Origin of the sequence: Arthrobacter sp. UYEF20, assembly GCF_040546335.1 — a bacterium.
Lineage (GTDB): Bacteria > Actinomycetota > Actinomycetes > Actinomycetales > Micrococcaceae > Arthrobacter.
This window is the reverse complement of record NZ_JBEPNP010000040.1, coordinates 1-13,745: the sequence shown is the minus strand read 5'-3', so window position 1 is coordinate 13,745 and position 13,745 is coordinate 1. Positions and strand designations below refer to the sequence as shown.

Annotated in this window: 11 protein-coding genes and 1 pseudogene; 1 reads left to right on the top strand and 11 read right to left on the bottom strand. The window is 63.8% G+C overall.

Annotated features, from left to right (window positions below; genetic code table 11):
- Window positions 1-420: 420 nt before the first annotated feature.
- From allB to ABIB26_RS22720, 5 genes and pseudogenes are all read right to left on the bottom strand, one after another.
- On the bottom strand, window positions 421-1,791 hold the full coding sequence (allB, locus tag ABIB26_RS22740; RefSeq protein ID WP_354248365.1) for an allantoinase AllB: 1,371 nt from the start codon (window positions 1,789-1,791) through the stop codon (window positions 421-423).
- A gap of 23 nt (window positions 1,792-1,814) precedes the next feature.
- A pseudogene (locus ABIB26_RS22735) lies at window positions 1,815-2,688 on the bottom strand (glycerate kinase).
- A 22-nt stretch (window positions 2,689-2,710) separates the two neighbouring features.
- On the bottom strand, window positions 2,711-4,501 hold the full coding sequence (gene gcl / locus ABIB26_RS22730; RefSeq protein ID WP_354248363.1) for a glyoxylate carboligase: 1,791 nt from the start codon (window positions 4,499-4,501) through the stop codon (window positions 2,711-2,713).
- 125 nt (window positions 4,502-4,626) lie between these two features.
- Complete coding sequence (locus ABIB26_RS22725) at window positions 4,627-5,505, bottom strand: 2-hydroxy-3-oxopropionate reductase (protein ID WP_354248361.1); 879 nt, start codon at window positions 5,503-5,505, stop codon at window positions 4,627-4,629.
- Between the two features lie 57 nt (window positions 5,506-5,562).
- The gene (locus ABIB26_RS22720) at window positions 5,563-6,366 is read right to left on the bottom strand and encodes a hydroxypyruvate isomerase family protein (protein ID WP_354248359.1); all 804 of its coding nucleotides are present in this window, start codon (window positions 6,364-6,366) and stop codon (window positions 5,563-5,565) included.
- Between the two features lie 571 nt (window positions 6,367-6,937).
- On the opposite strand from ABIB26_RS22720, the gene ABIB26_RS22715 reads away from it, so the two are divergent.
- Window positions 6,938-8,521: an NCS1 family nucleobase:cation symporter-1 gene (locus ABIB26_RS22715; RefSeq protein WP_354248358.1), complete on the top strand. Its 1,584-nt coding sequence runs from the start codon at window positions 6,938-6,940 to the stop codon at window positions 8,519-8,521.
- Window positions 8,522-8,597: 76 nt separating this feature from the next.
- Here ABIB26_RS22715 and ABIB26_RS22710 read toward each other — a convergent pair whose 3' ends face one another.
- From ABIB26_RS22710 to ABIB26_RS22685, 6 genes are all read right to left on the bottom strand, one after another.
- Window positions 8,598-9,134, bottom strand: a complete 537-nt coding sequence (locus tag ABIB26_RS22710; RefSeq protein WP_354248367.1) for a dihydrofolate reductase family protein — start codon at window positions 9,132-9,134, stop codon at window positions 8,598-8,600.
- A gap of 44 nt (window positions 9,135-9,178) precedes the next feature.
- Window positions 9,179-9,523 (bottom strand): SRPBCC family protein, encoded by a 345-nt coding sequence (locus ABIB26_RS22705; RefSeq protein WP_354248357.1) that lies wholly within the window; start codon window positions 9,521-9,523, stop codon window positions 9,179-9,181.
- A gap of 3 nt (window positions 9,524-9,526) precedes the next feature.
- A complete protein-coding gene (locus tag ABIB26_RS22700) occupies window positions 9,527-9,988 on the bottom strand; it encodes an SRPBCC family protein (RefSeq protein WP_354248355.1) in 462 nt (153 codons plus the stop codon).
- 2 nt (window positions 9,989-9,990) lie between these two features.
- The gene (locus tag ABIB26_RS22695; protein ID WP_354248353.1) at window positions 9,991-10,353 is read right to left on the bottom strand and encodes an ArsR/SmtB family transcription factor; all 363 of its coding nucleotides are present in this window, start codon (window positions 10,351-10,353) and stop codon (window positions 9,991-9,993) included.
- Between the two features lie 2,298 nt (window positions 10,354-12,651).
- Window positions 12,652-13,059: a hypothetical protein gene (locus tag ABIB26_RS22690; protein WP_354248351.1), complete on the bottom strand. Its 408-nt coding sequence runs from the start codon at window positions 13,057-13,059 to the stop codon at window positions 12,652-12,654.
- 316 nt (window positions 13,060-13,375) lie between these two features.
- Entirely contained in the window at window positions 13,376-13,645 is a 270-nt protein-coding gene (locus ABIB26_RS22685; protein ID WP_354248350.1) for a tautomerase family protein, read from the bottom strand.
- Window positions 13,646-13,745 lie beyond the last annotated feature (100 nt).

The following is a 13,745-nucleotide window of genomic DNA, read 5'->3' as shown; positions in this document are numbered from 1 at the left end:
GCAACTCCAGCTCCTCGCCCGAAGAAGCGAGCGCGACGGAACGCCCGGCTAGCGATCGCATACCGGGCACTGCGGGCTGTCCCGTACAAGGTTCCCTTTACGGGACAGTCCCGAAGCCCGATCATAGGCAGCTAGATCGCTTTGCACCCCGGCTGACGCCGGATTCTCCGATTTGCGTCAACTAAAGTGAGACAACCGGGCCAAATGTGCCAACCGTTAGTTGGCGCAATCCGCTAGATTCCGCGGTTTTCATGCTTCAACTTAGATGAGACAGGACACTACGGGACTCTTCCCTCTGTCTCAGTTGACCTGTCAGTTCAGGGTTGCCTGAGGTCGTTGCCTATGAACGGTACAAGGATCCGAGCGCGTGCTGGGCACGGTCGGAGGCAGGGCCCATCCGGCTAGCCCGAGTTGGGTGCGTTAGCTCTGGCCCCGGCGCAGGAGTTTGCCGGTGGGCGTTTTGCCGTCCACGATGGTTCCGCGCAAGTAGGTCTGGCGGACCACCCCGGAGAGGGCTTTGCCCGCGTAGGGGGTGATGGGGTTTTTGTGCTTGAGCTTGGTGACGTCCACCACGTAGGCCTCGTCCGGCGCAAAGACCGAGAAGTCCGCGTCGTAGCCCAAGGCCAGCTGGCCCTTACGCACCAGCCGCGCCAGTTGCGCCGGCCGGGTGGACATCCACTCCAGGACCTGCTCCAGGGGGATGCCGCGGTGCCGGGCCTCGGTCCAGATCAGGGACAGGCCAAGCTGGAGCGAGGAGACGCCGCCCCAGGCGACGGCGAAGTCGCCGTTTTCCAGGTCCTTGAGGTCCAGGGTGCTGGGGGAGTGGTCCGAGACGATGCAGTCGATGGTGCCGTCCAGGAGTCCCTTCCAGAGCAGTTCCCGGTTGGAGGCCTCGCGGATCGGCGGGCAGCACTTGTACGCCGTGGCACCGTTGGGGATTTCCTCGGCCATGAGCGTGAGGTAGTGCGGGCAGGTCTCCACGGTGAGGTGGACGCCGTCGCGCTTGGCGGTGGCGATCATGGGCAGCGCGTCCGAGGAGCTGAGGTGCAGGATGTGCGCGCGGGCCCCGGTCCAGCGGGCGCGTTCGATGACCTCGGCGATGGCCTTGTTCTCGGCCCCGCGCGGGCGGGAGGCCAGAAACCTGTCGTAGTGATCGCCCCCGGCGGAGGGGGCGCGGTCGATGGCCCGGGAGTCCTCAGCGTGGACGATCATGAGCGAATCGAAGGACTTGAGCTCGGCCATGTCCTTTTCCATTTCCTCGGCGTCCAGGTGCGGGAACTCGTCCACGCCGGAGTGCAGCAGGAAGCACTTGAAGCCGAACACGCCCTCATCGTGCAGACCGCGCAGATCTCCGGTATTTCCCGGGATCGCGCCGCCCCAGAACCCGACATCGACGAACGCCTGATCGCGGGCCACGCTGCGCTTGAGATCCAGCGCCTGAACGTTGGTGGTGGGCGGGATGCTGTTCAGCGGCATGTCGATGATGGTGGTCACCCCGCCGGCCGCTGCGGCCCGGGTCGCGGAGGCGAACCCCTCCCACTCGGTCCGGCCGGGCTCGTTGACATGGACATGGGTGTCCACCAGCCCGGGGATCAGGGTCTCGTCGTACGCGAGTTCTATGACCTCGGTGCCGGTGAGGCTGTTGCCTAGGGGCTCGATGGCCACGATCACGCCGTCCCGGACGCCCACTTCACGCGCGGCGATGCCGGCCGTGGTGAGGACGCGCTGGCCGCGGATGACCAGATCATAACGTGCGCCGGTTTGAATCGATGCCGTTGGTTCGTCAATCATGGAGATTCTCCTTGTCTTCGGATTCAGGCGTCTTCGTCTGAAACTGACCATCGTGTTGCAATATTTTGGCCCAATAATTCGAGAAGCGGTCCTGCTTCGGCTATACATTTGTCTACATCGGCTTCCAGATCCTTCAAGGCATAGACCTGGGCGAAGCCGGATTCGCTGAGCCGTTTGCGGCCCAGTGTAGTGCGCCCGCAGACGGCGATCACCGGAATGTTCGCCCGGGCGGCCGCCCGGGCAATGCCCATGGGTGTTTTGCCGAGGAGGCTTTGTTCGTCCAGGCTGCCTTCGCCGGTGATCACCAGTTCCGCACCGGCAAGCCGCTGCCCGAGTTCGGTGAATTCAAGCACGACGTCGATGCCCGGCCTGCGCGTCGCGGCCAGCACCGCGATGGCAGCGTAGCCAACACCGCCGGCCGCTCCGGCTCCCGGCGCGTCCGCGGCTTTCACAGCGCGGGGGCCGATTTCGTTGGCGAGGACCTGCACGAAGTTGGCCAGGGCGTTGTCCAGCGTGCTGACGTCCCGTCCGTCGGCGTCCAGGAGTTTGGCGCCGAGTCCCTGCAGGACTCCTGCGCCGCCGTCAGTGCTGGCGCTGCCGCCGATGCCCAGGATGATCTGGCGGCAGCCGGCGTCGAGTGCTGCCCGGATCAGTTCCCCGCTGCCCAGGCTGGTGGCTCTGTTGGCGCTTGTGGAGTCCGGGCCGCCGCCCGGGAGGACGGCGAGCCCGGACGCGGCGGCCATTTCAATCACGGCTTCGCGTCCGCGGACCGCGAGCTCGGCCCGGAGCAGCTGCCCGGTGGGTCCGCTGACCACGGCGCCCGGCTTCCAGGTGCCGGGCAACGTCCGGGGCGGAGAGTGAGCCCTTGAACTTGTCAGGGGCAATGACAACGCGCATTCCGGAGCCTCCTATCAATGGACTAGTCCAGCAGCGCGATGATCGCTGTGGGGGCGTCCTCGCCGTGTTCGGCCAGGTCCTCGAACTCGGTTACGGCGTTGATTTCGGTGCCCATGGAGATGTTGGTGATTTTTTCCAGGATCACTTCGACCACGACGGGGACGTTGAACTCGCCCATGAGTGCCTTGGCCGTGTCGAACGCTGCAGGCAGGACGTTGGGGTCCTCCACGCGGAGGGCCTTGCAGCCCAGGCCCTCGGCGACCTTGATGTGGTCCACGCCGTAGCCACTTGCGTTCGCCGAGAGATCAGTGGAGTTGATGTTCTCGAAGGCCAGGGACACGTTCTGTTCCATCTTGAAGCCGCGCTGGGACTGCCGGATCAGGCCCAGATAGGAGTTGTTCACCACCACGTGGATATACGGCAGGTTGAACTGCGCGCCCACGGCCAGTTCCTCGATCATGAACTGGAAGTCGTAGTCGCCGGACAGGGCCACGACGGTCTCGTCCGGCTTGCCGCGGACCACGCCCAGCGCGGCCGGGCCGGTCCAGCCCAGCGGACCGGCCTGGCCGGCGTTGATCCACTTCCGCGGGCCGAAGACGTGCAGCAGCTGGGCACCGGCGATCTGGGACAGGCCGATGGTGGACACATAGGTGGCGTCCCTGCCGAAGGAGCGGTTCATCTCCTCGTACACGCGCTGCGGCTTGATCGGGACGTTCTCGAAGTGCGTCTTGCGCTGCAGGGAACCCTTGCGCTCGGTGCATTCGGCAACCCAGCCGGAGTAGTCCGGCAGGGTGTCTGCCGTCTTGCGCTCCCGGGCCAGCTCAATCAGGCCCTCCAGTGCCGCGCCGGCGTCGGAGGCGATGCCCAGGTCCGGGGAGAACACCCGGCCGATCTGGGTGGGCTCGATGTCGATGTGCACAAACGTGCGGCCGGCCGTGTAAGTATCCAGGCCGCCGGTGTGGCGGTTGGCCCAGCGGTTGCCGATCCCGATCACGAAGTCCGCGGCCAGCATGGTCTCGTTGCCGTAGCGGTGCGAGGTCTGAAGGCCCACCATGCCGGCCATCAGCGGGTGGTCGTCTGCGATGGCGCCCCAGCCCATCAGGGTCGGGATGACCGGAACGTTCAGCAGCTCGGCCAGCTCCACCAGCTGCGCGGACGCGCCGGCGTTGATGATGCCGCCACCGGCGACGATCAGCGGGTGCGTGGCGGCGGTGAGCATGTCCAGGGCCTTTTCCAGCTGCTTGCGGCTGGCCCGGGGCTTCTCGACATGCAAGGGCTCGTAGGTCTCGATGTCGAATTCGATCTCGGCCATCTGCACGTCGAACGGCAGGTCCAGCAGCACCGGGCCGGGGCGGCCGGAGCGCATCAGCTGGAAGGCCTTCTGGAACGCGCCCGGAACCTGGCCCGGTTCCAGGACGGTCATGGCCATCTTGGTGACCGGCTTGGCGATGGTTTCGATGTCCACGGCCTGGAAGTCTTCCTTGTGCAACTTGGCCACGGGAGCCTGGCCGGTGATGCAGAGCATCGGGATGGAGTCCGCCCAGGCGGCGTAGAGTCCGGTGATCATGTCCGTGCCGGCGGGGCCGGAGGTGCCGACGCAGATGCCGATGTTGCCGTCCTTGGCCCGGGAGTAGCCGTCAGCCATGTGGCTGGCGCCTTCCACGTGCCGGGCGAGGGTGTGGCGGATCCCGCCGTGCTCCCGCATGGCCGAGTAGAAGGGGTTGATCGCCGCGCCTGGCAGGCCGAACGCCTCGGTGGCGCCCTCCTTTTCCAGGATGGCGACGGCTGCGTCTACGGTGCGCATCTTCGTCATGGTGTACTCCTTGAAAGTCTGCTGTGGTGCCCGGCGCGGGGCTCTGAATGCCCTGTGACGAGGGGTTTTTGGCTGCGCGTTAGCTTGTTCCCGGCAGCTGGCAGCTGGCTGGCGTGCCCGTCAGCTTACTTGCGGCCGGAAAGTTGGAGGACCTGCTTGAAGAGTCCGGAGTGGTCCAGTCCGCCGTCGCCCTGGTTGACGGTCGCGGCGACGAGCTGGGCTGCGAGGGAGCCGAGGGGGATGGAGACGTTGGCTTCGCGGGCTGCGGAGGTGACGATGCCCATGTCCTTGTGGTGCAGGGCGAGGCGGAAGCCGGGCTCGAAGTCGCGGTCGAGCATCTTCTGGCCCTTCTGGTCCAGGACCTTGGAGCCGGCAAGCCCGCCGCCGAGGACCTTGAGGGCGGCGTCGGTGTCCACGCCGTAGGCCTCGAGGAAGGCGATGGCCTCGCCCAGGACCTCGATATTGACGGCGACGATCAGCTGGTTGGCTGCCTTGACGGTCTGGCCGGAGCCGGACGGGCCGACGTGGACGATCGTTTTGCCGACCGCGGTCAGGACCGGCTGTGCTGCCTCGAAGTCGGCTGCCTCGCCGCCCACCATGATGGAGAGTGCGGCGTTGATGGCACCCTGCTCGCCGCCGGAGACCGGGGCGTCGAGGGCGCGGATGCCGGCTGCCCTGGCGTCGTCGGCCAGACGCTTGGCGACGTCCGGGCGGATGCTGCTGGCATCGATCCACAAGGTGCCCTGCTTGGCGTTGGCGAACAGTCCGTCCGGGCCGCCGACGACGCCTTCGACGTCCGGGGAGTCCGGCACCATGGTGATGACGACGTCGGCGTCCTTGACGGCGTCGGCGATGCTCGTGGCGCCCTGGCCGCCTTCGGCGATGAGCGCGTCGATCCGGTCCTGGCTGCGGTTGAAGCCGGTGACAGTGTGGCCGGCGTTGACGAGGTTGATGGCCATGGGCAGGCCCATGATTCCGAGTCCGATAACTGCAACATTGCTCATTGTGGTTCCTTTACTGAAGTCCCGTTAGCTCAGGTGCTGTGGGGGTTTGGCGGGTCGTTAGTGGGCGGCGGGGCGTTCGGGGATCACCCAGTTGAAGGCGGTCTCGGCCGGTTCCTTGTATTCGAGGCCGATGTAGCCTTCGTAGCCGAGTTGGCGGCTGCGGGCGATCCATTCGCCGAGGGGAAGCTCACCGGTTCCGGGAGCTCCGCGGCCGGGGTTGTCGGCGATCTGGATGTGGCCGAAGTCCTTGGCGTGGTTCTCGATGACGGCGGCGACGTCGTCGCCGTTGACGGCCAGGTGGTAGAAGTCGGCGAGGAGCTTGATGTTCTCCGCACCGGATTCGGCCTTGACCCGGGCGATCACGTTCAGGGCGTCGGCGGCGGTGAGCAGCGGGTACTTGGGGGCGCCGCTGACCGGCTCGAGCAGGACGGTGCCGCCGATGCGGGCGACGCCGGCGGCAGCGGTCGCGAGGTTTTCGGTGCCGATGGCGTCCTGCTTGTCGGCGGACTCGCCGTCGATGCGGTTGCCGTAGAGGGCGTTGAACGCCGTGCAGCCCAGGCGTTCGCCGATGCCGGCGACGACGTCGATGTTGTCCAGGAACTCGGCCGAGCGGGCAGGCCAGGACACCAGGCCGCGGTCCCCTCCCGGCATGTTGCCGGCATTGAAGTTCAGGCCGGTGAGCTGGACGCCGGCGTCGGTGATGGCCCGCTCGAAGCCGGTGATCTCGGCGTCGCCGGGGACGGAGGCCTCGAAGGGCCACCAGAATTCTACGGCGTCAAAGCCGGCAGCCTTCGCCGCGGCGGGACGCTCCAGCAGGGGCAGCTCCGTCAGCAGAATGGAGCAGTTCACGGTATACGTCATTGCGTTTTTCTCCTGGGTTCATTCAGTTTCATGGTGCGGATGCAAACGTATGGATCTGAACGTGAAGGCGGATTGGGTTGAGCTGCCGCCAACTCCACATCACGATTGCACTGACTCTAGCCAGTCACTGGGTGAATATCGACGGCCACCGTCAAAGTTCTCCGGGGCCCAGGATGAGCTGCGGCGTTTCCACCTGCACCTCAAAACGCAGCCGGCCGGCGGGAAGGGAATGGCGCTGTCCGGGTAAGTACGCAAGACCTATCTGCGGGGCGGGGTGGACTTCGACTCACCCGGGGCAGGCTCATCCGGCGCGGGGAGAGCTGAGCGATCCCCGGAACAGCGAACGCCGCACTGCGAAGCCGAACCCCGGCACGCTTGGAACTCTTGACTGTGACCTGCACCACAGCTACATTTGTTTCACGAAACGAAAGCTGTTTTCCGCAATGCGAAATTCAGCGTTCGTGAGCGTCACCCCGACAAGGTCGGCGTTCCCGCAGCGGCAGCACGGTTCCCGTCTAACACCGGCCCAAACCCGGGCAACGCCCTTTTCCGCCAAACGGAGGTCTGCACCATGTCCCACCAGCACAGTCCCAGCTCGCGCGACGAGCACGGACATCCGCATCTGATTGACCCGGAGCCGTGGGGCACTGGTGACCCCGAGGTCGAGGAGATCGCCAGGGGAGGGCCAGCTGTCCCGGACCAAGTGCCTGCGGGCGTGAGCCCCCGACTCTACAACGTGGACCTAGCCCCCACCACGCGCAAGGGCCGCACGTGGCACGCCTACAGCATCTTCACGCTCTGGGCGAACGACGTGCACTCGCTGGGTAACTACGTGTTCGCCATGGGACTGTTCGCCCTGGGACTGGGCGCCTGGCAGATCATGCTCGCCTTCCTGCTCGGCGCCGTCCTGCTGTTCCTGCTCCTGAACCTCTCCGGGTTCATGGGCGAGCGGACGGGCGTGCCGTTCCCGGTCATGAGCCGGATCGCGTTCGGCATCCGGGGCTCCAACATCCCGGCCATCGTCCGCGGCGCCGTGGCCGTGGCCTGGTTCGGCATCCAGACATACCTGGCCTCGGTGGTGCTCCGGGTGCTCATCTTGGCCCTCGCGCCGTCCCTGGCGCCGCTCGATACGAACTCGTTCCTCGGACTCTCGACGCTGGGCTGGATCTCGTTCCTTGCGCTGTGGGCGGTGCAGACGGTGATCGTAAGCTTCGGCATGGAGATGATCCGCAAATACGAGGCCTTCGCCGGCCCCATCATCCTGGTAACCATGCTCGCGCTGGCCGTCTGGATGTTGGTGGAGGCCGGCGGGTCCATCGCCTGGTCCACCGCCGATTCGCTGACCGGCACTGAGATGTGGGTGCGGATTTTCCAGTCCGCGGCGCTATGGGTGGTCGTCTACGGGACGTTCGTGCTGAACTTCTGCGACTTCACCCGGGGCGCGCCCTCAGAGCGGTCGGTGGTGCGCGGCAACTTCTTCGGCATCCCTATCAACATGCTCTTCTTCGCCGCCATCGTCGTCGTCCTCTCCGGCGCCCGGTACAAGATCGACGGGACGGTCATCGAGTCGCCCACCGACGTCGTCAACGCCATCCCGAACACATTCCTGCTGGTGCTGGCCTGCCTGGCCCTGATCATCCTGACGGTGGCCGTGAATCTCATGGCCAACTTCGTGGCGCCCATCTACACGCTGGCCCATCTTTTTCCGCGGACCCTGGACTTCCGCAAGGCGGCCATCATCTCCGCGGTGGTCGGCCTGGTGATCCTGCCGTGGAACCTGTACAACTCGCCCGTGGTCATCGTCTACTTCCTCGGCGGGCTGGGTGCCCTCCTGGGGCCGCTGTTCGGCGTGATCATGGCCGACTACTGGCTGGTCCGGAAGGGCAGGGTCAACATTCCGGACCTGTACTCGGAGTCCCCCGACGGGCAGTATGCGTACACCCGTGGCATCAACCGGAAGGCTGTCATCGCAGGTACACCGGCTGCGATCGTCGCCCTGGTGCTGGCTCTCGTCCCTGCGTTCACCTATATCTCCGGCTTCTCCTGGTTCGTCGGCGCGATCCTGGCCGCCGTCATCTACCTGCTGATCATGGACCGCCACGCGCCGTTTCTCGCCGTCGACGGCGAGGAGATCGCCGTCGCCCCTAGGCACTGACCGGCCCGTAGGGAAGAAAGAGTCCGGACTGGCAGACTTACGGAGGCCGCGTCACCTTGTCCCGTTTGAGCAACGCTCACGCGTGCGCCGGGACGTACGTTGCGAGAATCGCTCCCGTGGATGTTTGCTGGCTTTCGATGAGTCGCAGTGGCCTGGCCTGGCCGTCAGTGGGGAAGAGTCGCTTGCCGCTGCCGAGAAGTAGCGGGTCGATCATCAGCCGGAACTCATCGACCAGGTCCTCTTCGAGCAGGCTTTGCACGAGGTCAGAGCTCCCGATCACCAGCAGTTCGCCGTTCCCCGTTTGTTTCAAGGTGCGCACCGAAGTGCCGAGATCACCGCGCAGCAGGGTCGAGTTCCGCCACCCGAGTGGTTCGGTGAGAGTGGTAGAGGCCACGTACTTGGGACGTGAGTTCAGCGGTTGCGCGAGTGTTTGTTCCTCGGCGGATGCGTGTGGCCAGTGGGCCGCGAACACTTCATAAGTCCGGCGGCCGAGCAGGTAGCTGTCGGCCGTCGTCACGCTCGCGACGACGCGGCTCATCGACACGTCGTCGAAATATTGCGCGTGCCCTCCGCCGTGCGCGAAACTGCCCTCGGTGTCTTCGTCTGGGTAGATGGGGGACTAGACGACGCCGTCGAGTGTCATCCATTCAGTCACGATCAGAGTGCGCATATTCGTCTCCTTCTTGTTGCGTGCCCACCAGCCGGCGTCAGCGAGCGTGGCGAGCTTGTCGAGAACATCAGTCCACCTGGACCGACGTTGTCAGCGACGCCGGGCATCGCTGCGTAGAGGTCATCGAGGTGTTCGCGGACGAGCGTCAACGTTGTTGTGCCATCCCGTTCTTCGGTGAACGTGAGCGTGCGTCGCGAATCGAAGGTGGGGCCGTCGAGCCGATCCGGCCCGACGTAACCCCAGTTGAAAACGATTCGTGTGTAGGGATCGAGCTCGAGGATCTCGCATTCGAATCCAGCTGCATCTCCGTTGCACGGTGATCTCAGCCGCATCCCTCACCGGGCGATCTGGGACTGTCCCAGGTAATCCCCGAGGGAAACGAGCACCTCCTGCCATCCGTCGTAGAAATACCCATCGCCCTTGCTCCCGTCGACGCCGCGCAGATCGAATGTCATGCGCGTGCCTTCATGAACCGGCTCGAGGGTGACCGTAATGACTGGAGTGTCATCTGGGTCGCTGTTCGGGTGGCCCCAGGTGAACACGAGGCGCTCGAACGGCGCGACTTCGCGGTATACACCGCCGGTGATTACCGTGTCGCCGGTGGCGTCGTTCACCATCGTGTACGTGTAGCGGCCACCCACCCGTGCGTCGATTTCTACTTTTTCTCGAGGTGTGCTCGCTCCCCGTGGATGCCACCACTGCGCTGCGGAGTCTGGGTCGGTCCACGCCTTCCAGATCTCCTCGGGGGTCGCTTCGAACCTTCGGACGAGGGTGAAGCCCTTGGACGCGTCGATCATCGTTAGTCTCCTTCGCTGTGGTTGTCGGTCGCGCGGTCGTGTTCACGGCGGCGCCTGAGATGCTCGTCGAGCAGGTCGAACCGTTCAATCCAGTCAGCGCGCTGCTGTTCGATCCACGCGGCCGCCTCATCCAAGCTGGCAGTCGCGAGCGAGCAATCGTTCCACTGCGCCCTCCGATCTCGTGCCACGAGCCCCGCCTTCTCGAGCACCGTCAGATGCTGAGAAACGGCGGGTCTGCTCATCGGATAGTGCACCGCCAGATCGCTCACGGTGAGGGGGCCGCTTCGAAGTCGCATGAGGATGTCGCGGCGAGTCGGATCCGCCAAAGCGGCGAACGCCGTACTGAGTCGGTCCTGTGCGACCATGTAAGCACCTTCTTACGTAAGGGATAACTTACACGCTAGATCGATGAGTTGGGCCTGTCAAGAGGCGGCCCGTTTTCGCGTAGCGGTCTGCTGATGCTGGATTCAGCGTAAGGCTCTTGGTTGTCTGGAAAGTTCTGATCTGCTGGCTTCACCCGGGTGTCCGGGCGGACGTCGAGCACAACAGCGGACCGTCGCCACGGCGGACGAAATAATCCGGGACGTGCGAATCCCGGGGGAGCGGTGCAGGCCAGGCGATGCGGCTGGGATGAGATACCGACAACGTCCGGGTCAAAGTCCATGCACATCAGGTGATCATGTTCGCACCAGGATTCGAACGTTGCGTTGCCCTTTGAATGCTGCCGGCGAACGGATGGGCCGGACAAGCTCAAACGGAACCATCCAGCAATCCGCCAGTAAGGCGGTTATTGGGGCGCCGTTGACGGTGCTGCCCGGCAAGAGTGTCAGACGCCGCCGTCGAGCGTCCCATAGCCCGGATTCTAGCCATCCCAGCGGCCAGGATGCGTCACCTAAAGTGAGACACGCCGGGCAAATGGTTCAACTAACTTGAGACAAGACAGTGTCCGGTCTCAGTGAAGTTGGCAACGCCCTACGTGGGGTTTTGCCAAGCTTACTGGGACAGAGCTAGCCATGTCCGTCTCATTTAAGTTGGCAACTCCGCAAAGGAGCGGGTGGTCCGCTGGCCGACGCGGCTGGTAGTTCCCGACGGGCGGCTGGCGACAACGGTGTGGTGTCCTTGGTACGGCTGTTGATCAGGTCTTCGGCATTACTATTCGTTCATGACGCCCCAGCCTGATGGGATGCTGATGCTGTGAACGAAGAACCGGGTGAGATAAGACTCCGCCCAGCGGTTCGTCGCGCCGTGCGCCGGCTCGTGTTCGCGGTCGTCCTCGTGGTTGCTGGTGGTGTTGCCCTGGGACTTTTGCCGCCCTTCCTCGTGGGGTCCCTGATCACAGGCTTCATGGTTGCCCAGTTCGCTACTCCCGACCGAAAGGCGCCCTCCGACGTCTCCGGAGGCTTTGCATGGTGGAAGCGGAGAGCACGACGTGCCTTCTACGCAGCCTGGTGCGTGCTTCTCCTCTTGACCGGCCTGCTGGTCAACCACACGTCCGTTGTCGGGTTGGGCTGGGGGACGCTGCTCATCCTGGGAACCATGATCTGGCCTCTATGGGTTGTCTTACGGAAGACTCCGCAAAGGCCATGGGATCCCGGCCGACTAACCAAATGATCAGGACGAGTGCCTTCACATGACCAACGGTGTTCAGCTTGTTGCGTAGCTGGACCAAGGCGTAGGGCTACGGCGACGTGTTTGTGAGTGACTTGGTAACTGTGGCCGAAGGAACTCGCTCCCAACCAAGCTCTCGAACCCCACATGAGCGCGGACCGTGCTTGACCACCACGAGCCTTCGTAGTTCCGCTTTCCCGGCCACGCGAAGAACGACCGCGCCGGCAACACCGACACTAGCCGCGCGCCGACATCGCCCGGCAGTGCCGCATCGAAAACCCCAGCCTCAAAACGGCCCAGCACATGCACGGAATCCGTCGCGTTCACCGGCAACGATCTCAAGGCACCCATGTTGCCACCTTAAGTGAGACACAGGTTGAAAACCCGTAGGTTGCCATGTCTATTGAGATTCTTGCCAACTTTCCTGTCTCACCTCAAGTGACCCATAGAGCGTCCGAACTATGGGGATGGATCAACTGAAGTGCGACAGATTCTCCCGATTTGTCTCACTTCTTGACCCAAATCGCAGAATCCTGCCGCGGACGAGAGTTCATAGTCAATGCCTTACGGAACCTTGAATGAAGCGTCAGTGACCTCTCCTGGTGGAGGCCTTCTATAACTGTCTTCCCCTTTGATTCCATCGTTCTCGCTCAGCCTCTTCCTCGTCCCAAAACGCCGAGTCATGGCGCCGTACGTATAGAAGTCTTCCGACAAGTCCAGCTGTAACGAGGATCATGGCAATGTACCAGTAGTTCACGCTGTCCCAAGGATCGAACAGACGAAGAACCAGGACAATCACCTCGAACGCGACCATAATGCACGCCATGGTCATCATGAACCGAAAGCCGCCGCCAGTCATCTTCGGTTCTAGTCTTTTGCCGGCACCGCTTCGTGACATGAACAAAGCCTATTACCCCTCAGCATCAGCGAGAAGGCTACCGACACCTCACATTCCGGGCTTCGGCGTCCCGTAAGGCCGGTCCGGTTCCGAGGATGGGACCTTGTATGGAACATGGAACGAGTACCGTTTGATGGCACTCCGAGGCCAAGCTCCGTCATGGCCTGGGCGCGCTGATGGTGTCGGGTCCGAGGAATCCGGGTAGCCAGTCGGTGTCCATCCAATGAGGCTCCGCGGGGTACCAGCCGTTGGTGACTTCCACACTGATGCGGTCCAGGAATTGATCGGGGTGGCGTGAGTGGGCGATTTCGGCCCAGTGGGGTGAGCTGATCGCGGCGGTGAGCGTGATGATGGCGGGGTACAGCGAGGCGGCGACGACTGTTTGGCTGTTGGCGTGCCGGGGCTGATCGGCTGCCAGTTCGTCATAGATTTCGGTGGTGGCCGGGAAGTGATTGAACTGGTCGTACCAGGTCCAGTTGATGACGTGGGCGACGAGGAAGGCTTTGCGGACTGTGGGGCGCCCGTGGAGTCCACGGCAAACCCACTCGCGGTTTTTACCTTCCAAAGGAGCACCTCGTTGGCGGCGCGCTGCCAAACTGCGTCGCCAACTCCGACGAGCGCCGTCACTTCTGATCGACGGTATTCGCGGTCGCTAGGAGGCCATTGGCTGAGACTCGGACTCGTCATGCGTCATACCCATTTCACCCCGAGCGGACTCTCAGCTTGTAAGGGTGTAGCTAGCGTAAGTACGTGCACATGCCAGGTATCGTGAGCGGTGCGGACCTCAATCCTAGTGCGCTGCAAGCGGACGCTTTTGACCTTCGTTTGGGGAACCCTGAACGGGCGCTTTGAGAGGGCGACTGCAGTCCGGCGGGCCGTCGTCAGGTTGCTTCATTCTGGCCGGAATCGGCAAGTGTTACTCCGGCCACTGACCAGTTCTCTCGAGGTAATTCGTGAAGCACGACTCGGATGGTGTCCGGTCGGATCTCCATGACTTCGGCGTAGGTAGCTGTCAGCGCGGCCAACAGCTGCCGCTTTTTTTCGGTAGATGCTGGCGACGCATTTAAAACCTGAATAAGGGGCATTCGCAGATTGTGCCACGAACAACCAAACCCCGACAACGATGCCTGGTCCACTGGCGCGGTGTCCACTTTGAGGAACCTTGTACGGGACAGCCCGCAGTGCCCGGTATGCGATCGCTAGCCGGGCGTTCCGTCGCGCTCGCTTCTTCGGGCGAGGAGCTGGAGTTGC